General features: G+C 46.9%; 16 protein-coding genes. 12 read left to right on the top strand and 4 right to left on the bottom strand.

What is annotated here, in order from left to right; translation table 11 throughout:
- Positions 1-575: 575 nt before the first annotated feature.
- The 7 genes from OEY58_06790 (at position 576) to OEY58_06760 (ending at position 9,578) form a co-directional block, all read left to right on the top strand.
- Entirely contained in the window at positions 576-2,909 is a 2,334-nt protein-coding gene (locus tag OEY58_06790) for a hypothetical protein (protein ID MDH5325152.1), read from the top strand.
- Positions 2,869-4,152 (top strand): hypothetical protein, encoded by a 1,284-nt coding sequence (locus OEY58_06785; protein MDH5325151.1) that lies wholly within the window; start codon positions 2,869-2,871, stop codon positions 4,150-4,152. Before OEY58_06790 ends, OEY58_06785 begins: the two co-directional genes overlap by 41 nt.
- 20 nt (positions 4,153-4,172) lie before the next feature.
- Positions 4,173-4,619: a hypothetical protein gene (locus tag OEY58_06780; GenBank protein ID MDH5325150.1), complete on the top strand. Its 447-nt coding sequence runs from the start codon at positions 4,173-4,175 to the stop codon at positions 4,617-4,619.
- A gap of 54 nt (positions 4,620-4,673) precedes the next feature.
- The gene (locus OEY58_06775; GenBank protein MDH5325149.1) at positions 4,674-5,786 is read left to right on the top strand and encodes a hypothetical protein; all 1,113 of its coding nucleotides are present in this window, start codon (positions 4,674-4,676) and stop codon (positions 5,784-5,786) included.
- Between the two features lie 52 nt (positions 5,787-5,838).
- Positions 5,839-8,214 (top strand): peptidoglycan DD-metalloendopeptidase family protein, encoded by a 2,376-nt coding sequence (locus OEY58_06770; protein ID MDH5325148.1) that lies wholly within the window; start codon positions 5,839-5,841, stop codon positions 8,212-8,214.
- A gap of 486 nt (positions 8,215-8,700) precedes the next feature.
- Complete coding sequence (locus OEY58_06765; GenBank protein ID MDH5325147.1) at positions 8,701-8,961, top strand: hypothetical protein; 261 nt, start codon at positions 8,701-8,703, stop codon at positions 8,959-8,961.
- Complete coding sequence (locus tag OEY58_06760) at positions 8,961-9,578, top strand: hypothetical protein (GenBank protein MDH5325146.1); 618 nt, start codon at positions 8,961-8,963, stop codon at positions 9,576-9,578. Before OEY58_06765 ends, OEY58_06760 begins: the two co-directional genes overlap by 1 nt.
- Positions 9,579-10,152: 574 nt before the next feature.
- Here the strand turns inward: OEY58_06760 and OEY58_06755 are convergent.
- Positions 10,153-10,698: a DUF2058 domain-containing protein gene (locus OEY58_06755; protein MDH5325145.1), complete on the bottom strand. Its 546-nt coding sequence runs from the start codon at positions 10,696-10,698 to the stop codon at positions 10,153-10,155.
- A 270-nt stretch (positions 10,699-10,968) separates the two neighbouring features.
- Between OEY58_06755 and OEY58_06750 the strand changes: the two genes are divergently transcribed.
- The 3 genes from OEY58_06750 to OEY58_06740 all read left to right on the top strand — a co-directional run bounded on the left by OEY58_06750 (position 10,969) and on the right by OEY58_06740 (position 13,867).
- On the top strand, positions 10,969-12,138 hold the full coding sequence (locus OEY58_06750; protein MDH5325144.1) for an ATP-binding protein: 1,170 nt from the start codon (positions 10,969-10,971) through the stop codon (positions 12,136-12,138).
- A gap of 312 nt (positions 12,139-12,450) precedes the next feature.
- Positions 12,451-13,137 carry a DUF480 domain-containing protein gene (locus OEY58_06745; protein ID MDH5325143.1) on the top strand — a complete coding sequence of 229 codons (687 nt, stop codon included), beginning with the start codon at positions 12,451-12,453 and terminating at the stop codon, positions 13,135-13,137.
- Between the two features lie 49 nt (positions 13,138-13,186).
- Complete coding sequence (locus OEY58_06740; GenBank protein MDH5325142.1) at positions 13,187-13,867, top strand: rhomboid family intramembrane serine protease; 681 nt, start codon at positions 13,187-13,189, stop codon at positions 13,865-13,867.
- Positions 13,868-13,915: 48 nt separating this feature from the next.
- Here the strand turns inward: OEY58_06740 and OEY58_06735 are convergent, their stop codons facing one another.
- Both OEY58_06735 and OEY58_06730 read right to left on the bottom strand, forming a co-directional pair.
- Positions 13,916-14,176: a DUF5062 family protein gene (locus tag OEY58_06735; protein ID MDH5325141.1), complete on the bottom strand. Its 261-nt coding sequence runs from the start codon at positions 14,174-14,176 to the stop codon at positions 13,916-13,918.
- A gap of 419 nt (positions 14,177-14,595) precedes the next feature.
- The gene (locus OEY58_06730) at positions 14,596-15,951 is read right to left on the bottom strand and encodes a right-handed parallel beta-helix repeat-containing protein (protein ID MDH5325140.1); all 1,356 of its coding nucleotides are present in this window, start codon (positions 15,949-15,951) and stop codon (positions 14,596-14,598) included.
- 230 nt (positions 15,952-16,181) lie between these two features.
- Between OEY58_06730 and OEY58_06725 the strand changes: the two genes are divergently transcribed.
- The gene (locus OEY58_06725; GenBank protein MDH5325139.1) at positions 16,182-17,159 is read left to right on the top strand and encodes a hypothetical protein; all 978 of its coding nucleotides are present in this window, start codon (positions 16,182-16,184) and stop codon (positions 17,157-17,159) included.
- A gap of 156 nt (positions 17,160-17,315) precedes the next feature.
- On the opposite strand, the gene OEY58_06720 is transcribed toward OEY58_06725, so the two are convergent.
- Complete coding sequence (locus OEY58_06720) at positions 17,316-24,062, bottom strand: thrombospondin type 3 repeat-containing protein (protein ID MDH5325138.1); 6,747 nt, start codon at positions 24,060-24,062, stop codon at positions 17,316-17,318.
- 439 nt (positions 24,063-24,501) lie between these two features.
- On the opposite strand from OEY58_06720, the gene OEY58_06715 reads away from it, so the two are divergent.
- Complete coding sequence (locus tag OEY58_06715; protein MDH5325137.1) at positions 24,502-24,891, top strand: hypothetical protein; 390 nt, start codon at positions 24,502-24,504, stop codon at positions 24,889-24,891.
- Positions 24,892-25,309: the final 418 nt, after the last annotated feature.

Genomic DNA, 25,309 nt, shown 5'->3' with positions numbered 1-25,309 from the left:
GGTTTTCACTTTTAGCCGAAGTGATTAACGATGTAAGATTTGTAGATGGAGTAAAGAAACAAACAGTTAAACGTCAAAGGAGCGCTGCCTGATCATGGTCGCGTACACCAGATTTGACTATAACTCTCAGAATTCTTCATACCAAATCCGCATACCCAAAGAGAATTTAATTCTTCTGTGGAAACGAAAAAGAGTGAATAGAGTCAATTGAAGTAGTCAGATTCAAACCGGCTGCAGGTTCAAAATAGGATTACTTGCTCACAACCTACCCAAAAGAACAGCTCTACCCTCGACAGTTGTAAGTTCTATGAAAATCATGAAGTGTTATAAATAGGTAACAACTTAACTTGGTTGACTAAAGTTAAAAGTTAACAAACAGAGGAGCTATATCGCAACGAGTCTATTAATTAGCTTGTTAGCCATCCGTTCGACTTCATCTTAAAGGAATAGGAATAAGCGGTCGTGAAAATAGAGGAAAATAGAGTAACGTACATTGTGCCCGCACCCAGCTTGTTTCGATGAACGGTAGTGTTTACCGCTAAGGTTTCCCAAACACAGAAAAAGGAGATTTCTAAATGTCGATGAATAATTTAGCACCCAAATCACCTTTTTTAGATGCCACCAGCTTTCCGGTTACGGAATCGGAAAGCTTATCCGATACAAACGAAGTATTTTCCTTTCTGCACTCCGTGAGTCCTTTTACATCCACATACGAAAACCAATTGGGTATCCCTGAGTCGCCAGAGTCTGAAGAATTCAGTGTATTGCTGAGTGAACTTTATAACGATCAGTTCGATGAATCCGTTTTCCAATTGATTGCGGAAGCCAGAGAATTAGTCGAATCACAAATATCCCAATCAGCGTTTCCTGATCAACAAGAGCTGATTCTAAGCGAGCACTTTGCTCCTTTATCCGTGGAGTTGGAAGGATTGCTTACGGATATGGAAATCAAGCTTTCCGAATATGACTTAGATTCCATGACTACCCGGGAAATTGATGACTTTGTCGATTCATTTCAAATGAGACAAAGTTATTCGCCTGGTTTTGAGGGTTTTTGGGGCAGCATTAAAAAAGCTTTAAAAAAGGGCGCAAGATTTGTAAAAAATAAAGCCAAAAAGCTTGCCAGCAAAGCGTTTGGCTTTGTTCTTAAAAAGGTCGCAAAATTTGTCAAACCGTGGATCAATAAAATTGTTAAGTACGCTATTAACAAATTACCGAAAAAATATCGGCCATTAGCGAAAACCCTGGCGCAAAAAATGGGCCTCACTAAGGAGTTGGAGGAACACCTGGCTGCTGACGACAGCATCGCCAATGTGGATCAATTCCAAATGGAATTTAACGTTCTACTTGCCAATCTGGTGACTTCACCACCTGATGCACAACAGGATCTGATAATAGCGGAAATAAATGTCGATTCGGAATCCTCTGTGGACAGCGAAGAAAACTATTATCTGGCTCGGGAACAATTTGTTGAAAAAATTTTAAATGATGATGAGCAAGTCGAACCTGAGAAGTTAGTGGAGGAATTTATACCGGCGATATTACCCATCGTAAAAACCGGTATGAAACTCATTGGGCGGAAAAAAATCGTCAACTTCATCGCCAAACGAATGGCTCGATTAATCGCAAAATTTGTCGGCAAAAAAAACGCCTACCCTTTGTCCAAAGCGATTACCAACGCCGGCTTGCGCCTGATCAATCTAGAAGCAACAGATCAAGATGCAATTCAACTGGCCGGGGAAGCTGTGGCATCGGTTGTTGAGAGCGCGGTCAGACAAATCGCTGTTCTTCCGGATTATATCATCGACAATGAGAACCTATTGGAAGGATATCTTGTCGAGGCTTTTGAGAGTGCGGCCGCATCAAACCTGCCGGATATATTACCCGAAGAAACCTATTTACAAAGGCCAAATTTGCGCGAGGCTCAGAGCCATGGAGCGACCTGGTTGCTGCAGCCGCTTCATGGCCGGAAGTTTTACAAAAAATACAGCAGAATCTACCAAAAGAAACTATCACCTCACCGCTTACGCCATGTGATTACCTACAACGGACTGAATTTATCAGAGCTGTTACAAGAGCAATATGGACTAAAACCGGGCGAAAACATTGATGCAAAAATACACCTCTATGAAATGATGCCCGGCTCCTCTCTACCGCAGCTTAGCAGATTGGAAACCGCCACTCGCGGCCTGGGTAACTGGGGTAATACAGCGTATTCGCAATTACATCCGTTGACGCACGAAGCCGCAGAATATTTGCTGGGAGAACCCGGTCTGGGTCGCTCGGTCGAACCCAGGTATTTGCGAGACCGACATACTACCGGAATTGGTCAGAGATTTTACTATATTGAGCTACCCGCCAACAGAATAAAGAGGAAAACCTGCAGCAGTGATCTTGGTTTAACTTTTGACTTTCCACGCAAGCAATTTCGCGCTTCGCTTTTTATCAGTGAACTATTAGCTCAAAATCTGGCGCTTAAACTAAGGCAGAACCAAGCTATCGGCCTTGTGGTCAGCGAGCTTATCGCGTTGTTGGAACAACGTCTGGCCTATCTGCTATCAAATTTTTATAGCAATCGAATCAGAATTATTCATGGAAACATTGATATTCGAAACCGCCAAAACGCTAATCTATTGTACTTAAACCAAATCCAGCGAAGGAATTTTAGCGCCACGATTTTGGAAAACCTGGGGCGAGGATTACACAAATATCTCATTGAACAAAAAAATCTGTTTTTAGAAAATGTCGCAGATTCAGCGGATGGAGTTACTTTTGTGATGACAGTACGCAATTCCCCTGGGTTGCAGCAGTTAGAAAATGCACTTCTAGGCATACCCTCTTCTACTTACATGGAAGAAGGAATTCCGGATGTCAACGTCACTAATATTGCAGGTAAAGCAAGTGACTGAATTATCAGCTGCATCGAAATTGCAAATATCGCGTCAGATAAAGCACTGGAGTGGCGCTAGCGCACGATTGCGCAAGTTTGATCGCCTAATTTCAAAAGAGGCATTTCTTGGCATAGAGAAATATTTGGGTGTGGCTGTATGGGATACACTGAACGGTGCTGTGGATCGCTTGCAGAACCGGGCTACGCGTATGCAAGAACGATTTAAAAGCTGCCGCAGCAACCATGACTTTAGGAACATACAACGTGAATTGATTGATTTTCGAAAACGCTATTTGCGCACAGAGACCACGGTTGATTTCTATGCGGATGCTATTAGCACTCGCACCAATTCTCTGATGGCATCTATGTTGGGAGCGTGTGACATATTGTCCTATCGCGCAATGGCGAATATTCTTGAACCACTGGGCAAACCAACACCTTTAACACTGACTTACATCGACAAGGGCCTGGGTGCCTCCATATTGAAAGCCGGGTTACGTCTTTGGGACGGTAACACCGAAAGTCCTGCGGCCGCCATAAAAATTGTACATCACAACTTTGAACGGCCCACCGCTTTGATACATGAGTCAGGACACCAGATTGCGCATATAACCGGTTGGAACCAGGAATTGAACCAGGCTTTGGAAAATAGTATTCAGGATTATGAAATTGCACCGATTTGGGCGAGTTGGGCCAGTGAAATTGCCGCAGACGCCATTGCCTTTGCATATACCGGCTATGCCTCTGTTGCAGGCCTGCACGACGTACTATCTGGTGATAGCTCTTTTGTGTTTCGGTTTAAGCCTGACGACCCCCATCCCATTAGTTATATCAGAATTCTACTTGGCATTTGTATGTGCCGGCGATTTTACGGTGCAGGCCCCTGGGATGATATGGAAAAATCATGGGTAAGCACGTACCCGCTGCCTCACGAGAATTCTATGAGCAAACATATTATCACTCGCTCACTGAACGCTCTTCCGTCCATAGTAGAAACTATTTTGCTCACGCCTATGCGATGTTTTAACGGAAGGGCTTTAACCGATTTAATCAACCCTCTTGACGTTAGCCCTAAATCACTTTATCGCCTGGAACAAAGGCTTGGGGGTTCACTGTACACGTCCACGCATTGGCTTTGGACGGAATGTCTGCGGCTGCTCGCACTCTCCGGCCTGAATATCGCCACGATGCGAGAACCGGAAACAGAGCTAAACCAACAAGAATCGTGGATGTTGCGTTTAGGGAAAACTGCAACTGTGTGACTACTAATAGGAGTGAAATCATGTCTACGGTAAAAGTAAAGTCTAAATCCCAATCTAAGAAAACTACCCCCGTCAACAAAGTGGAGCAAATAGCCAGGGCTCAGGCGGAAGATTCGATAGGGAGCAAAGTGGAAAGTAAGGCGAACAGTGCGACCCAAAGTGAAACAGCTTACAATCCTACCGAACTCACTACAACTGCCACACCCACTAACCCTACCACGCCTGCCACCCCGGTGACGGAGACCGATACCGCGCAGTTGCTCAAACTGATGACTACTCTGTTCCAGGAGATGCAAAGTCAATCCCGGCCTAAAGAGCTTGCTAGTTACCAACAAAGCACCAATGTGGGCAACGCCATTGGACAATATAAGAAAATCAAACAAGCCTTGCGTGTTCCTACCCAGCTTAAGCCGGAAATCGACGAACCTAAATGGGTTTTACCTGCGATGAACTATCGCATCGAATAGGTGAAATTATCTTACTACTTTAAGCAAAGTCTAATGTAAATTAAGGAGGACAATATGTTTAGACAATTTGCAGGTTCATTTCCTGGCGGTGCGTCCAAACTGTTTCAGCTTCACCCCGCTGAGCTGGCGGTACTACTGGAACAAGCATGGGAGTTTAGAATCCACGACGACAGCAAGCCACAAGGACACCCCGAACACCGAAGCAATTTACCAGGACTGCCCAGATATTTACTTAAGCTATTTGACGGCTTTACCGCGAATGAAGGCAATATATGCCGTTCCACCGTTCCGGGTACGGACGACGTTATCAGTGTACCCAACTGTGTGATGTGGGACCATTTGATCTATGCGTACATGGTGGAAAACACAAGGATCTATGAAATATTTCGAGAAGTCCTGCGCCAGTTTCGTAATGGTGAGTTGTTGGGAGTACCCATAGACGGTGCGGAGAACTGGTTAAGGAACACCGAAGAACTTTTTTACAAAGACCCACCCTCTTACAGTATTTTCTCGTTTAACAGTCATATTCGGCCACAGTTTTCCGCCATACGTCGAAATGCCTATTTTCGAATGTTTGGCATGGAATTAAATCACAAGCCATCAGACGACGTGTCCTATGAACCCGCCAAAGCGTCCAACAATGAATTTGTGGTGACCTTTGAAGAGTTTCTGCGACAGGTATGGGTGGGAATTGTCAATGTTGAGAACAGCAGCGGTAGCAATCCAACCGACAATGCTGAAATCGCCAACCTGGCTGAAAAGCTTCATGACATGCTGATAACACGAAGACTGGGCAGCAACCTAGCCCGTGAAGAACTATTTTTCGTGTCCATGTTTGCCTGGTTTCACCTGAGTATGGAGTTTGATTCACCCATCGTAAAATCGCTGAGAGCAGAGGGAACCAGTCCAGAACAACGTTTGCACAAAATAGCGCAAAGAGTCAGCGTACCGGCACACGCTTTTTCAAAAAATTTCTTTGATATTGCCGACGCTGCGTCAAGAATACTGACTCAAATAGAAACCGGAACCTACAACGACCCGCAAGCGGTACCGGCATTGTATACCCCGGTAGACGAAGGACCTCATGCTGACATACGTACGATTATCACTCATTGGTCGATTACCACAGGACATGACTTAAAGTCCCGAAAAGTTGTCGCCACATGATCGTGCGCGCTGGTGGATATGGCTAAAACGATAACCTCCTGAGGAAATCCCTATGTCAACAAAAGAGAACCTTGCAACACACCCGAACCCCGAAGAATGGGCCGAGGATCTGATTTCTCCGTTTTTAGACAAGCTTATGCTGGACACCCAAGACGCACCGGATACGGAAGATTTCCTCAATCCTTCCATATACGAATCCCCTGAATTTTACGCTGATTCCGAAGCATTGGGCGAGTTGGATATGTTAAGTGAAATGGATAGTGACGACCAATACGCCGAGGACCTCTTCAACGAACAAAATCAGTATTTGCAAGGCGAGTGGATGGGCTATAGCACAAGCGATGGCACAGACACGGTATACGACGAAGACGAAGCTGAATATTGGCAGGACGAGTACGATTTTGAAGATGAAGCGGAAATGGAAGCCGGTACCGACGAGATAGAGGAAGAATGCCCTCAATCCGGCGAGCTTGACACCTTTGTGTCAGAACAAGGGCTTTATGAGTCTAGCGATGCGCAGGAAGATGAAATCCCCGCTCCACCACCAATGAAACGCGTCAAACTACCAATGCCCATACCGGAGCACCGTCCCATACCATTTGCAGAGGAACCACCACTAGGCAGTTATTGGCCAATTAGAACATCCAGCGCTTGTGGCCGCGTTGTCACTTATCTAGCTGAGGATGGGAAATTCGTACTCGGGCGTCAGCGCTCATGTCGCAGTTACGGTAGAACATTTCTGGCAAATCGAAACGGAAAAAAAGGCGCTCGCTGGCATTTGGGAGTGGACCTGTATGCACACGCCGGTGATCCCGTGGTTGCTTGTGAGGATGGCGTCATACGGGATTGGAGATATTTTTATAGAGCAAAAAGCGGACAAAAAACTTACAAGATTCTTATTGAACATTCCAACGCAGTTGTAAATTACGGTGAAGTAACACCTGATTCCTTAAAGAAAACAGGACTGACGGTAGGGTCCACGGTGCGCGCTGGACAACTCATCGGTTTTGTCAGCGACACCAAAATGCTGCATTTTGAAACCTACACAAAAGGAACCCAACAAACTTATCAATGGTGGAAGTCCAAATCAAGACCACCGGAACGAGTGCTTAACCCGACAAAATATCTTCTGTTCCTGCAGGAGTTTGGTTTAGCAGGCATTGGCGCAAGCACAGCAGAACCATTACCTACAGACGGCCCTGGCAGGGATACCACTGGTAGTGACAGCCTGGGCAAATCACTGCTTTCACATCTCACAGGCCTGGGTATAAAAGGTTTTAATATTGCACGACTCAGCTTTGCTGTATTAAAAGCGCATGCCGATGGCAGCCTGAACAAGAATACCCTGACGGATCTTATTTTTTACCATATGTTTCCCTCACAAAAGGGAGCAAAGCTTCGCCCCAATGACCCACTTACAAAAGTATGGGGAAAAATCCAAGCTGACGTCAGCATGCCAGTATTACAGCTCTTGTCTCAATCTCAACGTCCCTATCAACAACCGTATCAAGAACCCACGCCAACGCCGGCAGGAGGAAACCTGGAGAGTTTTGATGTGGAGCGCGCCATAACGCAAAACCGCAAATACGCGGCGCGCCTGGGTTGGGATGCCATGAGACAAAAAATATCTTTTCTGCTTGGGTTTACTTTATATATTCCAGGGGAAAAAACCTTCGCTATGCAGGTTGCACAATGGCAGAAAAAGCATGGCCTGGAAGCAGACGGTGTAATTGGACCGACCACTTGGGCCAGAATGCGTGGTCAAATCGAAGGCGCAGAGCCAACAACGCAAGGTTCGGACGACGGCTTCAGCCCTGATGTAAAACTGGGATCGGTTCGCTACTCGGACGGCACTATTAAAAAATTCACACCGGAATCCGTTCTGTGGTTTGCACGAATGATTGACGGAGAAACCTGGGGAAAACCCTCTGAAGATGATGCCAGATCTATGTTGTGGGCACTGGTGCAACGATCCGGGATTTGGCGATATAAATTTTGGGATTGGACCAAGTTTATTCGCAGCTATTCTCAGCCTATCAGCCCTAAGTGGACCCGAACCGGGAGTGGTTGCAGAAAATATTACACATCCGAGTACACAGCCAGCGGCCGGAGTGTTCCGGATCGATGCAGCATTAAACGAGTGACACGCAGAGAGGAAAACGTTCGAAAAAGATGGGAGGATCTTCACCCAATTGCTCGACGAATCACTCTTGAATTTGTAGCCGGTAATATCCGCAACCATATTCCGGGAGCAGTCGGTTGGTTTGCTCCTGGCACTTGGAGATCCCGAGAAAGAAACGGCCACAATAGAAAGTCGCATATGGTATTTCACTCGGAAATTGATGGTAATGTATATTTTTCCATGAGCAAAAACCCGAACACCAGAAACTGGGATGGTTCTGAAGTTACCATATTGCCTGGAAGCTGAAATCAAAACTATATAACCCATCGTTAATAATAACTTTTATTAGAATATTGCAAATACGGAGTTGAACTCCGTATTTGCAAATATATTCTTTCTGAATGATTAGCGAAAGATTCGTTCAGAACTTGACCAGCTATTTGCTGAGTATCCTGTTGTGACTTTGTTGGGGCCAAGGCAGTCAGGCAAGACCACGCTGGCTCAGTCGTTACCGGGCTACGAATACTGTAATTTAGAGATTCCGGAAAATCGTGAGTTTGCCAGTCGCCACATTCAGCCTGGAAGTGCACCACTCTGTTTTCTGAAGACCGCCACATTCAGCCTGAGCATAGGGGTCAAGCCTGAGCATAGGGGTCAGGTCAAGTCGCTTGCTTCATATTACTCTCTGAACTTAGCCAGATTATCGTGTGATATACCTTTAGCAAAGAATATCAGTGGTTCTTGTATCGAAAACTACCGGCCAATTTTTTTGATTCTCACATAAGAGCAATAGTGGGTGATGCTGATACGGTGCTCGTTGGAGATATGAAACCGCATATCAGCCCAAAGTTTTCCGCCACTCCAAAACCTTCCTTATTTTTGGGATGCAATACAAATATTTTTGCTAAAAGATGGAATACAATGTATGGAGTACCAACAGAAGGTGCTAGCGGGAAAGTACATTTCGGAGTAATAAATACAGGAAAAGCAAGCGTTGATATTGTCGATCGTATAAAACAGTCATCTACTGTACGCTGGGAGACCTTTAAATAGTGATACGAAGCCTATCTATTTTGCTCACGTTGATGGTGCTATCCAACCCCGCCTGCTCAAAACCAGAAGCAGGACCGTCTAAATCCAGTTACACGGCGTTCACTGAATTTACTAAATCGTATGTGGCTGCTAAATACCCCAGCAAAGGTGAATTGGCTACTTGCGTATCTGACAAGTCCTGCAATGTCCTGTATTTACGCGCCATGAATTCTTTGGATCTTTTTTTGAAACAAGGTCGCGGCCAAGCCTTTATCGATATATTGTGGATTATTGAGAACCAGTGCCCACTGGGCAGAAAAGGTGCACATCAATGCAGTGCCGCTGCAGGATTATTGTACATTTTTAACACCAAAGAAGAAGACGATAAACTTCTTTCATTTGTGAAAAAATCTCACTCTGAGATAGTTAAAAACCTGTTTTACGGCAAAATGGATTGGCTCGTTCATCGTCCAAACGAACATAGTTGGGTCTCGTTTATTGATAGCAGCGACGCCATTGATCTTGAGCGCAAAGGCAGTTTACGTGGTTGGGTTTCAAATCCACCAGACAACTCACGGATTATCAACATACATAGGCAATATGAGGACTGGAAGCAACAAATCGTTAAAAACGACTAGACCACTACTCTCTACTTCTGTGGCAGTGTCGATAGCACCTAACACAGGTCTACTAAGAATCCAGACTGGACAGAAATTTTTCTATTCTTGCACCCGAAGACATTGAAAAAAAACCAGTCGATAATATGTGACAGTTTTCATAGTTTTTCAAAGAAATTACGCAAATAGATTTGGCGCTATTCTGAAAACTCACGGATGCTGCGTTGTATAGTTTCCAGTTGACTGGCTCGGAATCAGCATGTGCTTATTGCTACTCACGGAAATTTTAATTTCAGTCTGCCTGGCGGAATACGTAAACTATTCCACCCTACAAGAGGGTGCAACTAATTATGGGAGAGGTCAACCCCCTACCCCGTTCTGCAATCAATACTTTTAAAACTAAAGATCCTTTGTGGCTATGGTCGCAAATTGTGAACGTTGTACCGCAATCATACAGATGAAAAAATATTCATGAAGTACGCGCTTCACTCAGTCACGAGCAGGTTTTTACTAGATCTTAATTTAAGGACAAGATTGAAGAAATCACACAGCGACAGACTCATTTGTGACAGGCTGGGTGACCCGAATTTCCTTTTTACCACATTAAATCATCCGGGATCTTGTAGTCCGCATAGGGATCGTCCTCAGACGTTTCCGGCTCCTCATCCTGATTACAGTGAATTATAACACTTTCATCCCGCTGCCGGATTTTGTCAGCCACCGGAACCGGAACCAGTTCATAACGATCCCCCTGCTTCACTATAGCCAAACGTCCGGTGGACAGATGTTTGTGGATTTGTTCAGAGACGTATAGCCCTTTGACAACATTGGCATCTGTGAAATTGAACACGATATCGCCATCCCGGTCTTCGATTCGGTTGGTTTCGATCAATTGCTTGATCTGAGCTAATATGGCTTTTTGCTCGTTTTCCGCTTTTCGTTGTTGATTTAGCTGCCGGTCCCGCTCGACTTTTTCAGCATGAGCTTTTTCCGCCAGAATCTTTACTTCATCCACTGGCTCGGCTTTACCTCGTTTTGCTGTCTTTTTTTTGTTTTTATATTGATCGTGCTTGACCTTTTGAGCTTTACCTTTGTCCACCAAACCACTTTTTTTCAGTTGGTCAAAAAGAGAATTTCCCATGGTATAGCTCCAGCCGGCTTAATGATGTGGGTTGTATTTTAACTGAAATTCCAGCAACTCTACATGGCTTAGGGAGCTGTACAAATAATGCACAAAAAACACTAACGATAGACCCAAGCATACTGCCACTGAGATCCACATAGGCAGCTGTCCACGCCAAACCTTTAAGTGTTCGTTATATCCCTTTGTTTCTATTGAGTATTAAATAACTGGAAAGTATCTTGTAAAAACGGAGTTGAACTCCGTTTTTACATAAACTATTCTTTGCAAATGATGATTGGACGAAAAATTAGCTCTGAACTCAAGCAATTGCTTGCAGAATATCCTGTAGTGACTTTGTTGGGGCCACGGCAATCAGGCAAGACCACGCTGGCTCAGTCGTTACCGGGCTACGAATACTGTAACTTAGAGATTCCGGAAAATCGTGAATTTGCCAGTCATGATCCCAAAGCGTTTTTGAAACAATTTGAAGAACGGGTCGTGCTTGATGAGATTCAACGGGTACCGCAACTACTAAGCTATATTCAGGCTATTGTAGATACTAACAAACGCAATGGTGAGTTTGTTCTGACAGGATCTCATCAGCTTGAATTGCATGCTGCAATTACTCAGTCTCTGGCGGGGCGCACGGGAATTCTTCATCTACTGCCATTCTCGATTTGCGAGTTGAACGATGCAAACATTGGCTTTGATGACTTCGAGGAATATGTGTATCACGGTTTTCTACCCAGAATTTATGACCAGAAACAACGCCCAACGCAAGCGTACTCGAACTATTATCAAACCTACGTAGAGAGAGATGTTCGACAGCTTATAAATCTCAAGGACGTTAGTCTGTTTGAGAAGTTCATTAAACTTGTAGCCGGTCGAATCGGGCAATTAGTTAATTTTAACTCATTAAGCAATGATGTTGGTGTGGATGCCAAAACGATTAAGCATTGGCTTTCTATTTTAGAGGCTTCGTTTATTATATATAAGCTACCGCCTTATTTTGAAAGTTTTGGTAAGCGGGTGATTAAGTCGCCTAAATACTATTTTACAGACGTGGGCCTGTTATGTTTTTTATTAGGCATTGAAAAACCAAGTCAGATTTGTCGAGACCCATTAGTGGGAAATATTTTTGAAAATCTGGTCGTTATTGAATGCCTCAAGGCGCGTTATAACCAGGGGAAATTAGCCAATCTATATTTTTTCCGAGATAGCGCCGGCAACGAGGTGGATATAGTTTTTCAACAGGGTAGGAACTTGACCGCGATCGAGTGTAAATCCGCCTCAACCTATACTGCATCTGCCTTTAAGGGGCTGGACCAATTCAACCAGTTAAGCTCTCAAGTAACAAGGAGTTGTCTTGTTTATAACGGCGAGGCAAAAGAGCTTAGTGGAAATCGATATGCGGTTCGGTTTTCGCAAGTTGATTCTATTTTTGACGAATGCGGGTAAGAGCAATTTCCGCTGTCAGCTGCCCGGCTGAATTCAAGCCAGTGCTTATCGTTGCTTACGGAGTTACGATTTAAGTCTGCCTGGCGGAATACGCAAACTATTCCGCCCTACAAATGTTTTATGATCCGTTGGTAAATACCCGGTTTCCCTTGGTATTAATCACCCGATCTGTACATTTTTCAACCACCCCATGGTTAACAACTATATTTCCAAAATGCAGGCGCTTGGGCAACAATATGTGTATCATTTCCGTTCAACATACAATGAGTATGCTATTTTTCCACCTATATTTCTTTGACAGGGAATACGAAATTGAACATAAAACTGAGCGATGCAGAGTTACGTGTTTTAGGCTGCTTATTGGAAAAGGAAACGACAACGCCGGATCAATATCCTTTGTCTTTAAATGCGCTTACCAATGCTTGTAATCAAAAAAGCAATCGAGATCCCGTCGTGTCATTTGACGAGTCTGAGGTTCAGGAAACATTGGATGTATTATCCAAAAAGCACTATGTCGTGGAAAAGTCGCCCTTTGGTGGCCGCACTGCCAAGTTTCAACATCGGTTCTGCAATTCGGAATTCAGTGAGCTGCAGTTTTCAGCACAGGAGCGCGGCATATTGTGTGTGCTGTTTTTAAGGGGGCCGCAAAGCGCGGGCGAGTTGCGCACTCGTACCAACCGATTGTGTGCCTTCAACGATGTGAATGAAGTCGAAGCGGCGCTGGAGCAATTGATAAACCACAAACATGGGCCCTTTGTTAAAAAACTTCCCCGGCAGTCGGGTCAAAGGGATTCCAGATACATTCACTTATGTGGTGAAAAGGATATAGATGACGCAGATTACGCAATACCCCATGCGTCGAGCCAGGTCGCGTCACCGGCGACCGCTGCCACGCCCGCGGTGGACTACGAGCAACGGATTCAGCAATTGGAACAAGAGGTGATTGAGCTGCGTTCTGAGTTGTCTGAATTAAAGGAGATTGTGAATCAATTCGTTTAGCAATGATAGCCACAGACCCACACCCGATTTTCGCATCGCATTTTTTACGATGCTCTGGTTTGTGATTGTATTGTGGTTAATTCAAATCGCCAATGCACTATTTGGCCTGGAGCTTTTTCATTACGGCGTTTTGCCAGGGGAGCTGTATGGCCTAAGGGGGGTACTATTTGCGCCTTTAATACACATTTCTTTTACTCATATTTTTTCTAACACATTGCCCATACTGGTGCTGGGTACGGCCATGCTGTTGGGTTATCCACGTTCCAGTAAGTGGGTATTTCTAGCTATTTATTTTGGCGTTGGAATATTGGTATGGTTATTTGCGCGAACCAATTTTCATGTCGGCGCCAGCGGCATTAGCTTTGGTTTTCTGGCTTTTGTATTTGTCATTGGAATACTGCGTTGGGATAAACGCGCCATTGCTTTGTCGTGTTTGGTGTTTTTTATGTATGGCAGCATGATCTGGGGAATTTTTCCAACGGAGCCGGATGTTTCATTTGAGTCTCATTTCTTCGGCGCGGTCATCGGTGTCCTATGCGCGATCTTGTTTCGAAATGTCGATGCGAAACCACCTGAAAAGCGTTATGAGTGGGAGTATGAAACGGAAGAGTTGGAGGAATATGCAGAAGACAAGTGGGTTGAGTGCCACTGTTTCTCATCCAATATTAATTACCGCTGCTTATCGTTGCTTATGCAGTTAACCTGTAAGTCTGCTTGGTGGAATACGTAAACTATTCCACCTCTACAAGCGGTTACAACCGGTGCTGGAGCAGAACAACTAACCCAACAACGGGTGTCCTTTTGGCAATTGTTTGGCATACCAAAGCGCGAGCTTATGACGCATGGACTTCTGTGATACCTGATCTTCGGGCAAAGGCTGAATGAGCTTGTCATGAACCAATAATCGATAGAGATATAATACTTTTTCGGATGCGGAATCGGTGGCTTCCCACTCCACTGCCCCACGGTCTTCACCATATTTCATTCCGGCTAATATCGCCTCTTTCAATACCTCTGCTTCATTTTTAAGTTTTTTCATTGTCGCACCTTCTGGCAAACATTATCGGGAAAAACGGATTCCGAAAGCAATGGTTTTCTAATATAACATACGGCCATTAACTTCTTCTTTTTTCTTTTTTACCAAGTTCAAGCGTATCTTGAAAAAGTCATGAAGTCTTAAATGACCGTATTGGTTACGATATTAATCTATGTGAGGTAGCCGATATCTGTATCTTCCCCCAAATGTCGCCAACTGCCAAGGGCATGGAAATCGGATTTCCGCCGGTTAGGTTTCATTCGATGGCGGCGTTGTGGATTTGGTTCAATACGAAACCAATGGGGTGCAGTGGCCGACATCACAACAACGCTTTTTGGGGACATTGCCGGGTACGGGTACCCGGATTTAATGCCCCCGCCACAGGATCTCGGTCACCAGAATATGAATAAATGCACCCACGGTTAAGGCTGAGAGAATGCACCGATGCTGGGTGGATTGGCATAGGCGTTCCTGTCGTAATCACCGATCAGTCCACGAATAACGGTGGTCCCTTGACCAAACGCAGGGCTACCCGCTTGAGTTCGATAGTTTGCATCCAGATTCGGATCTTGCTGAATGACGGAGCTTGTTTCTATGATGCTGTCACCGTAGGTTGGCCCGGCAAATTGATTGTTATCCAGGGAATACCACAGATTCCAGCCAAACGTGTAGGTAGCGGGAGTTGTGTTACTGCCTACGCCGACATAAATAGGGGATATTTGACTTGAATTGAACACGATGATGTTATTGATGAAATAACCGCTGTGCCCGGCAGTTTTTTGCGTGTTTTCTTCCAATATTCTGGCAATATAGTTTTGCGGCTCGATGATAGTGTTGTTGGCAAACACACAGGTGTCACATCCCACAAAAGCCACGGGGGTTGATCCGGGACGGACGAAAATATTGGCGGTTATGTGAATTTGACTGCCCTCATACTCGGCGTCTATGGGACGAAACACCGCGATATTGCTTGAACCACCCGCGTTAATGGATCGTTGCGGTATATCCACAAACTGGTTACCGTGTATGTGAATGTTTGCGGTACCGCCTTTGGTGTTTATCCCATTGATGCCCATATTGGCGAAATAGTTTTCGGTAATGATGCCATCGTGACTGCCCACCATATCGATTGCTTCACCGTCTCTGCAGTTTTCAAACCGGCTCATCTCTATATAGAAGTTATTCACTCCCGAGAGTTTTAAGCAATCGCGATTTTGCCCGGTGGCACCTATGTTTCGAAAGTTCATATTGCGAAATACTATAAATTCGCTGGGCGTGTCGTAGCTACCACCATCGTCCATATTAATGCCGTGGGGTGATGTGTTCTGGATCGTTAAGCCGTCGAACACCAAATAACGAGCGTCGCTAAAATAAAAAGCCATCTCAGCATCACCGCCGTCTATGATCACTTGCCCGTCCGCTACGATGGCAATGGGTGCCGTCGCCATTCCCTGCACGTCACTGAACGCACCCGCACCGCCGTAGGTGCCGGCGGCAATACGTACTTGCGTTCCCGGAGCAGCATTTAACAATCCATCTCTTATGGTGTCGTAAGGCAGTAATTGGCTGCCATCACCGCCCGGGGAAGCCGCCGCGGACACATAGATGGTATTGCTATAGCTCACACTCTCGTCAAATGCCGCTGGAAATTCTGACCCTTGCGGTGGTGGTCCTTTATCTGAAGAGTCGCTACTACAAGCCGGCAAAGTGGCGTAAAGCAAAAAAATTACTGAACAAACGACATAATGCCTAATCGAGGAATATTTACTGAATAACATGCAATTACCCTACTTTATTTATCATAGAAAAGTATAAGCCGCTTACCAAAATGATACCAGCACCTGAGTACAAAAACTGTGAGATGATTCGCCTAAACGTAGAGACCTGCTACGCGTCCTGCAGCTGGACACAGCGGCTCACCCTGCTATAACCGCCTATATTGTGCGCAATATCGAAACAGGCTGTGATAAAATGTCGGCCTGTCGTACTTCAATCTGGAGATTTATTAATGAAAACAATACGTTTAGCCGGTTTTTGCGTGGTGTGGCCGGCTCTTTTACTGGCCTCCGCCACTGCGTTCGCCGGTGAATATGATGGCACTTGGAGCGGATATTTAAACTGTGGTGTGAATCGGTGGGGCGACGACCCATGGACCAAGAATATGAGTATTACCATTGAAGATTCCACAGCCAAAGCTTACCGCTTGGATTTAAATCATGTTTCCAAAAAGGAACTGCGTGATCTGCGAGGAAGTTACCCCGACAGATACTTTTTGGACGATAAAATCTTGGAGTTTCCGATTCGTCTAAAAGCACAAAATGGGAAAATGAGCATCAAAGGTAACTTTGAGTATGGACCAAATTCTCTCGACTTTTACATGAAAGGACGGTTGCAAGGTGATGCATTCGTGCTTTCCGGCACCCGGGGAAGTCGAGGCTGCCGCGTATCCTTAAAAAAATCCACCGCCTCCCAGGAACAAGCGAATCCTGCGGTTGCAAGCGCGGTCCAAGCGATGAAACCCATGGCAAACCCGGATGAAGGCGGAAGATTCACGCACGCGCATTTAACGTTGGATTTATTGAATGGCTGGAAAAGCGGCCCACTGCCGACAAACTCGGAGAACACCATTGGTGTTCTCACATCCAACAATATCTCCGGCGCCAGCATTGTTTTGGATTGCTATCGTGGTTTTATGCACTCTATGGCCACCACCCGTACAAGAGGTTTAGGTACGCTGAGCGCGGCCCTGCCTGCCGGTCAGGAACAGTTGAGCAAACCTCGTCAAATCACCACGCGAAAAGGAAAAGGCACCATTGAGTTCTGGCGTGGCAATATACCGGCCGGCAACGTTACCATTACGCTGGCAACTCCCCTGGCAATTATTAAGACCCGCCATTGCTGGCTGGTGGCCACCGGCTATGCACCGGAATCGGCAAAGGAACAACTGCAACAGGAGTTTGAAGCGATTATAAAATCCGCCCGTTAAAGCAAGCAGATACTGAAAGTTGCCAACACCGCACCTACGACGGTTTAGAGTGTGTGTGGTATCGGGTATGGCGTAAGGGTTCAATTAAACAGAACGCGCCCGACAAAAAAAATCCCCGGACCAGCCGGGGATTTTTTTTAACTAAGGTTGTGCAGTTTATGGGGTGATTTGTATAAACACTTTCTGCCCTATCCCCTGCTCATCCGTTGTGGCGGAGTATGAACGTACCTGCAACTCGTACAATCCGACCGGCAGGAATTCCACTGCATCCAGGCTCCAATCGTTGGTAGCACCGGCGGTCAGCGTAACACCGGCTCCGTTCACATATCTCGGTGTACGGATCTGGTAGTGTGGCATGGGTAACAAGGTCACACCATCGAGTTGTTTATACATCACTTGCCATTGGGTGCTTGTGGGGAAGGAGCTTGCCGTACTCCAAGTCACACTCACTCCGGTTGCTGCTGTGATAACCAACGGTGCAGCCGCAGTTGTGGTAGTCACTGCGGTGCTGTTCACCAACATGTCGGCTTTCAGTACGGCCGGTTCGGTAACACTCGCCGGCGGTGTATACGGCAACTCAAAGATTGCATCAGGAGAGCCGTCAAAAGAGCCGCTTAAGGTCACAAGGTATGTATCCGTTCCCAGCAATCCAAGCCCACCATTGTTCAAGCTGTTGTAGTTGACATAGGTATTGCCTCTTTGCGCCTGTAGTCCGTCAACCGGCAATTGGACAAAGGAGTCAACAACCATCGGGAAGTCCATATTCCATAGATTCCACGAAACAGCCGACGTAACCGAATCCAACACTGTACTACCGACACTGTTTAACACAGCCGTATTGTACACGGGTAGTGCGTTTTTCATGGATATATGTGTACTTTCACCTGCGTTAGTGACACGTGAGGCAATTCCCAGCTCCGGAGTCACTACTCTGGCGGCACCCGTGGTACTACCCGGATAAGACGTTACCGTCGCATTGGCACTGTCGGTCCACTGCATAATCAGATTGAAAGAATTGCCGGGCACACCGGTCACCATTCCGTTTGCATCATCGTTCATATTCAAATTCAGGGTATCGTTGAACGAATCCAAATTGCCGCCGTTACACTGGAATGGCCTGTTGACCACCGTGCAGTTCCAAACACCGCCATCTATACCCGCTTGAACATAGATTTGAAATACACCGGCGGCCGGGTCTGCGTTATTGGTTTCAACATTAATCAAACCATGCACACCTGCCCGAAGTTCCAGTCGTTGACTGTGACTCAGAGCTACTGAACCGACACCGTCAGATTTTGAAGCGGTGATCCGTACGGTATGAGCATCCCATGGGTTCAAAGTACCGGCGGGTAAAACAACCGAAGTCGTCGCACCATCGGGAGTATCCATACGTCTGCGAAGGGTTCCTTCCGACTCCTCAACCCGAACCTGATAGCGTGTTTGACCATCGTTGATACCTACCCAGCTTACCGGTAAAGATGTAGTGGGATTAAAGTATCCGTACAGAGGTATTCTTCCCCCTGCCTGAGTCGTAGAACCTTTAGCGCCGTTCACATCGACAGTAATGCGATCAACCGTACTGGTAAATCGACTGATGGAAACCTCTGCGGCGACAGAGCTGGAGTACACAACAGCATCATCATTCGCTACGGTTGAGGATGTGGTGTTCTTAACGCCATCACCCCCTGCATCCAACACTCTGACAGTATAACTGGTACCGTGAACTACACGGTCCGCCCCCGTAGTCGGATCATCGGTATTACAGTTGATGAAGCTGTAGGGCCCGCTTTGGAATGCCAGAACGGTACGGTCCGGGTTTGGCAGTCGTTGCTGGTCCACATAGCGTCCGTTGATTCCCGGCTCACTGATATAAGCAGCGGAACACAGTTCGGTTGCACCATCCAAAACCTGCAGCCACAACTTGCCACCTGCTGCGGCCGGTTTCACGGGCGGATTTTGGAGACCCAGGTAAATGCCGTCCGTAACTCCCGCGCCTGAGGACGTGGAGACCACTCGGGTAAAGCCTGTCGTACCAACCAGTTTACCGTAACCTTCACCACCGCTGTTCCATTCACTGCTCGGCATCGTTGTAGACGCACAGATTGCCGGATCCGTCGTGTTCATGTACTGACGGTTGCGGTTTTCTGTTTGTACCCAAAGCATCACCGCACCGGGCGCAGCTGTTGCGGGATTATCCACAAAAAGGCCTCGAACTCTTTCCTCTTCGCAAATAACCATATCTGTAGTTCCACCCATACCATCCGGCTCGGCTCGATGATAAATGTTATCTCCGTTCAGTTGAAACCGACCCGTCATTGGGTTGAATGTGGAAGTTTCATTCTCAGACAACACGGTTTGGTTTGGATCCTCAAGGTCCACTGTATGAGCGACAACCGTACCGGCCACTGGATTCACTTCCAGTTGTACCACTGTGGAATCCCTCATTTGCATGCCGTTTTCGTTAAAACCCATCTCCACCGCATACAAACCATTGTAGACCTCAGACCCCGTGTGTGAGTATGTGAATGCCCCGGCCAAAGTTTCGGATCGCAGACAATTTCGACTGTCGCCGGAAACCGCGTCGGTTCCGGTGGAAGTCTCAGAGAATGCACCTGTCCATGTGCCGCTGACAGTATCAACGTTTATGGTAGCGGAAAACGCCTGAGTAATTTCTAATGTACCACCCAGTCCACCGTTGAGACTTGGAATCCATTCATCTCGGATTTCCGAGTTGGTGATAGTCAACACATTGGTCAGTCCATTGTATGAACCAAACACTTCAGCGTTGATTAGCACCCGGCCATTACCTGCATCTTCAAAACTCAGATACTCGACCTCGGAATCACCAACCGCTTCACTACCGAAACATTGGTTAGCCAGTAATCCTGTGCTGGTATCGGACAAAGCGGATATAGTGGCTGTTAAGCGATGAACACCCAATATCGCACTATTGTCACATACTGCCGGATTATTGGTGGCGTCTGCGGTCAATGGACAAGTGTCGGCAGCATCAGCAATTCCGTCACCGTCATCGTCCGAGTCACTGGCAGCATCGTCAATCAGATCCGTACGAACACCGTCAACTGTCACGAAGTATACTGCGTCCGCTATGCCATCACCGTCAGTATCTGCATCGCGGGTTGGATCATTGACGTACGCGTCCTGGCTGTCGACAACACCGTCACCATCACTGTCATCAGGATTAGGCGTAGGCGCAACACCATTGCCGGGACCATAGGCGGCCAGAAGTTCAGCTTTGGCATTTGGTCCGTACATTAACATCACGACATTGGGAGAGAGACCGGTGCCGGTTGCGCTTTTCCCGCCCTGGCGAACATAAACTCCGGTGCCACTGTTGTACTCTACGAAGAACCGGTTCTGCTCTTCTTCTCTCATATCAGCAATTACCAAGATGTCATTCGGTATGGCGAATTCAAGGAAGTTCACACCGTTGACGGCCACCACCGACCAGGTACCGGCGGTACCGATGGGAGTTGCCGTTCCCAAATTGTCTACCGAAAAGAAGTTGGTGGTTCCGCTGGATCCGGGAGTCACCGTACTGCCCAGTAACTCTACGCCAATCCACCCATTCGGACCGCCGGAAATTCCCCAAATTGTATTGGCAGCACCGTTTTGGGTTGTGGTGGACAATACCAGTTCGGATAAAGCGGTGGCTGCAACCGGTACCGTTGTAAAGTTAACTTGAACGTACCCACAGGTATCACCGGTAACTGTTGTATCTTGCTGATCACACCAGATGCTGTACGAATCCCTGAGATTGGTATATGTCAAACCATAGGCCTTGGCATTCGCTGAGAAATTAACCGCATCGCTGACTCTGCCGCGCCAGTTGGCGTCTAAATACGTGGTCAATGGTTTGCCCGCTATGTCCAGCTCAAACATGTTGATGCTCAGCTGCTCAAAGATGTTACTTGACGCATCGGTTTTAACCAAAACGGCCGTACTTTGACTGGTGCTGACACTCTGAACTTTCAAATTGTCTCCCAGCGCTACCCAACCCCCTGCACCCGTCGTATCAAACATCACCGAGTTGGTGGTGGGTACTTGTAAATCCCAGGTCAGATTGGTTTCGTGGAAAACATACTCATCATCGGTAGTCGTGCCCTGCGTGCTGTTCCACTGCAAGGTACCGTAGTTGAACTGCAATACATCCGCTTGTCCATCCCACTCAAATCGGGACTCTGCCCACGTGATACCCTGTTCCAGGATAGGACCAAGATCCAGGAAGGCACACTGACTGGCATCGGTAGACGTATTTGGGTTAAATTTGCAGACATCCGCATTATCACCGACACCGTCACCATCGGAATCCTGTGTTTCAGTGGGATCCGTTGGAAAAGCGTCCAGATTGTCAGGAACACCATCGTTGTCATCATCAGCATCACAAACATTACCCTGAGAATCCCCGTCTGTATTCAATTGATCACTGTTTGAATCCAATGGACAATTGTCGGTACCATCATTCACTGTGTCCGAATCAGTATCCACCAACAATGGATTGGTACCCAAAGTCGCTTCAGCGGTATCTGACAGGCCGTCGTTGTCGTCATCCGTATCTGAATTGTTCCCGATGCCATCGCCGTCCGTGTCCAAAAATTCATTGGGATTTGTTGGAAAAGCGTCGGCTCCATTAGCAACCCCGTCACCGTCTATATCGCTGTCACAGGCATCTCCCAGGGTATCTCCATCCAGATCCCGTTGTACCGGATTGGCTGCATTGGGACAGTTGTCGCTTTGATCACCCACACCGTCACCATCAGTATCGACTGATTCGTTGGGATTATAGGGGAACGCATCCACATCGTTAGCAACCCCGTCACCGTCGATGTCAGTGTCGCAGACATCCCCCAGCAAGTCGCCATCCAGATTTTGCTGCAAAGGATTGGGATCATTGAGGCAGTTGTCGATACTGTCCGGAAAACCGTCCATGTCCGTGTCGGTATCCAATGTGCTGCGAGTGGGATCCAACGGAAAGGCATCGTTAACATCCAGCACGGTATCGTTGTCGTCATCGGTATCCGCATTGTTACCAATACCGTCACCGTCCGTATCCACCCATTCAGTATTGTTACCGGGGAATGCGTCCACGTTGTCCGTACGACCGTCGCCGTCACAGTCCCGCAACAATTCGCAACCGAGGGCTTCGTTTACATCCAGCACGGTATCGTTGTCGTCATCGGGATCGGCATTGTTACCTACGCCGTCATGATCTGTATCAACTGACTCATTTGGATCAAATGGAAAGGCGTCATTTACATCCAATACCGTATCATTATCGTCGTCTGTATCGGCTACGTTACCGATTCCATCACCATCATTGTCGCTGGTCTCAGTGGAATCATCCGGTAGTGCATCCAAGCTATTGGATACGCCGTCTCCATCACGATCTGTGTCCAGTTCGACACCGTTTTGATCCACATCGGGAATACCGTCGCCATCACTGTCAACGGGTGCAGGAAGATCAACTAAACCGACGTTATTATCGTAAAGATTATCATCCCAGCCATCACCGTCGGAATCATTGGAATTTTGGGCTGAGGCATTGCGTGGAAAGGCATCACTGGCATTATCAACACCGTCTCCGTCAATGTCTGGATCGGAGTTGTCACCACAGCCATTTCCGGATGTCGTGGTTTGGGTGGCTATGGTACCGCAGTCCCCATCCAGATCGCCACTTTCCGCACTGTTCAAGGGGAAGGCATCGGCCCCATCTGCCACACCATCGTTATCGTCATCGGTATCGGTATTATTCCCGATTCCATCATGGTCGGTATCTTTGGTTTCCGCAGGGTCATCCGGGAATGCGTCATCGGAATTCACCACACCGTCACCGTCTCGATCCGGATTGGTTTGAGCAGGTTCAGTGCTGGTGTCGATGGTGCTATCGCTCAGGTTTGTTGTATCAACCGTACTATTACCGGTTTGAGATGTTTCAGATGCCAAAACGGCTTCAATTTGTGCAACGGTTGTAGAAGTCCCGGGAATCATCAACTGTTGCGGATCTGTGTTTTCCAGGGTGGCGCGAACTTCAACAGGAAGGATTACGATTGAATTTCCGTCAACATCCGTTCCGTCAATCTGTCCGTCGGCTAAGTCTGCGACCAATGCTTCCACGATAGTATCCGTGTCCACCGGAGCAATGGTCCCGCTCACTTGACCCTGTAATTGATCGACCACCGCAGCAAAGGCTTCTACAGCGCCGCGATATTTGGCCGTCTGGGTTTGTGATTCCAAACTGGTAGTATCAGAGTCCACAAGAGGTGCGGTGGTGTATATATCGATATTTTCATCCAGACCGAAACCCAATGTGGATTTAACCTCGCCGGCTGCTATGGGTAAAGCGGCCAGAAACCTTTCCTGTACCGTTGTGGCATTTGTATAAGCTTCATCGTTTGAATATGGCGCACGATTTGACAGAGAGTTTTTAATCGCCACATCCACCGCCAAGGTGGTTAGAGGTGTCGCGTACAGGTTCTTGCCACTGTCCAGCATGTCCTGTGTCACAACCGTCTTCATGTTGGTGATTATCGGTCTGGCACCGGTCATCAAATCCGTTGTGGAGGCATCTGCGGTGAAAACCAATATGTACGGAGGATTCACGCTGGATGTTGGCAATCCCAACTGAAACGCGGCCTGGGCATTGGTCCGCCCGGAAGCAACAGGACTTTGCGCCTGAAAATTGATGAATACTGAATCGAATTCATACAGTGCGAATTGAGCATTGGCCAACGGACCCTTGACGCTCCCCCCTCCCATTGTGGTTTGCGGAGGTGAGCTGCCTCCCCCACCGCCTCCACCGCACCCGGCAAGAACCAGCACGGATACAAGTAAGACACTAATTTTCTTCGTTGCAATTCGCAAACCGAAACGAGGGATTGTCATAGTTTCTCCTCTTTATTAACTATTATTAAAGTTTGAACTTGGCACGAGGACCAAATATTCTATGCGCGCTACTTTTTTAAACGTCAAAAACCCAGCGAGGGCCAGGCCTGAGCCCGTCCCAGTCTGCAATTATTATGCCTTACAGACAGCACGCCAACTGAATAGTATTGTTCCAATGTAGTTTGGATTGAGTGATTGTCAATGCGAATTGGAGGCTGTTCATGAATTTGCAAGCATTTCGATGTCACAAACCACAAAGTCAGCTGAATTAAAACGCGGTGCTAAAAATAGTAAATGACATTCTCACTAGAGCCCTTACAAATCAATCTGTGACATTTGTCCGGCTATTGGCGCCGGAATTCATCATAATTGGTCATTGGTATTTCATTTCCAGTGCGTATGATATTCCCCATCCATGCATTTGAGGAGCCTGCTTACCATGACTCGACGACTTGCACTATTTATCTGCATGTTACCCGCTTTTAGCCTGGCCTGCGGTGACGAGATACGCGACCCGGTAAATCGGTTGATCGGCTGGGGAATTCTTAGCGTTCTGATCATTCTGTTTTTTGGACCGGTTGTGGGCTTATTTCGGCGGTCCGGCCCCATGCCCCACAATACCAAGATCATCCTGGGGTTATCCGTTTTCACCTTAACAATGGCTTTCTGGCTTTTAGCTTTTACCCGGCACACAGGCTTTGGCTTGCTGGTGTTTTTTACTGGCTGGTTAATGCCTGCAAGCTATCTGTTCGTTACCCGAAAGTTGGGCAATCAGCCGGCCCCAGCACCACAAACCGATTGCTGCAAACCTCAGTCGGAGTGTATTTGAATCTTGTGACGTCCGCCTGACACCGGAATACATTTTGTTGTTCCGGCATGGGAACAGACCTCGATCGTATCGAGCTACAAAACATACCCGCCCCCCTTTATCCTACCCTGCATGACACCGCAAAAAAGCTATCGCTAAGCGATTTTTGTTCGCCGGTAAACTGTGAACCAGTTCCCGCTTTAACATACTGTTCACGTTACAACGCAGCAAACAGTATGGATTGGATTGTTTCTTCCGCGTCACAAAGATAAATATTTCCTTTCTAATGAGTAGCCTGAAAAGACTTAGAAGCAGCTATAACCCACTATGATCCAAGTGTGGCAATGTAGTGAACTCCATTCAGCTAAAACCTATAAAAACGATAAAGTATTCGAGCGCGGTACTTACTTATATATTACCCATGCGAGCATGCCGCGCC

The sequence above is a fragment of the Gammaproteobacteria bacterium genome (assembly GCA_029882975.1).
In the GTDB taxonomy this organism is placed as follows: Bacteria; Pseudomonadota; Gammaproteobacteria; order SZUA-152; family SZUA-152; genus JAJDNG01.
This window is presented reverse-complemented; position numbering and strand designations above follow the sequence as displayed.

What these genes read in the sequence shown, in the direction of transcription:
- OEY58_06755 (MDH5325145.1), bottom strand. Translation starts at nt 10,698, where the DNA reads ATGGGAAATTCTCTTTTTGACCAACTGAAAAAAAGTGGTTTGGTGGAC.
- OEY58_06725 (MDH5325139.1), top strand. Translation starts at nt 16,182, where the DNA reads ATGAAAACAATACGTTTAGCCGGTTTTTGCGTGGTGTGGCCGGCTCTT.
- OEY58_06785 (MDH5325151.1), top strand. Translation starts at nt 2,869, where the DNA reads ATGTCAACGTCACTAATATTGCAGGTAAAGCAAGTGACTGAATTATCA.
- OEY58_06730 (MDH5325140.1), bottom strand. Translation starts at nt 15,951, where the DNA reads ATGTTATTCAGTAAATATTCCTCGATTAGGCATTATGTCGTTTGTTCA.
- OEY58_06715 (MDH5325137.1), top strand. Translation starts at nt 24,502, where the DNA reads ATGACTCGACGACTTGCACTATTTATCTGCATGTTACCCGCTTTTAGC.
- OEY58_06720 (MDH5325138.1), bottom strand. Translation starts at nt 24,062, where the DNA reads ATGACAATCCCTCGTTTCGGTTTGCGAATTGCAACGAAGAAAATTAGT.
- OEY58_06780 (MDH5325150.1), top strand. Translation starts at nt 4,173, where the DNA reads ATGTCTACGGTAAAAGTAAAGTCTAAATCCCAATCTAAGAAAACTACC.
- OEY58_06790 (MDH5325152.1), top strand. Translation starts at nt 576, where the DNA reads ATGTCGATGAATAATTTAGCACCCAAATCACCTTTTTTAGATGCCACC.
- OEY58_06770 (MDH5325148.1), top strand. Translation starts at nt 5,839, where the DNA reads ATGTCAACAAAAGAGAACCTTGCAACACACCCGAACCCCGAAGAATGG.
- OEY58_06775 (MDH5325149.1), top strand. Translation starts at nt 4,674, where the DNA reads ATGTTTAGACAATTTGCAGGTTCATTTCCTGGCGGTGCGTCCAAACTG.
- OEY58_06735 (MDH5325141.1), bottom strand. Translation starts at nt 14,176, where the DNA reads ATGAAAAAACTTAAAAATGAAGCAGAGGTATTGAAAGAGGCGATATTA.
- OEY58_06740 (MDH5325142.1), top strand. Translation starts at nt 13,187, where the DNA reads ATGCTCTGGTTTGTGATTGTATTGTGGTTAATTCAAATCGCCAATGCA.
- OEY58_06750 (MDH5325144.1), top strand. Translation starts at nt 10,969, where the DNA reads ATGATGATTGGACGAAAAATTAGCTCTGAACTCAAGCAATTGCTTGCA.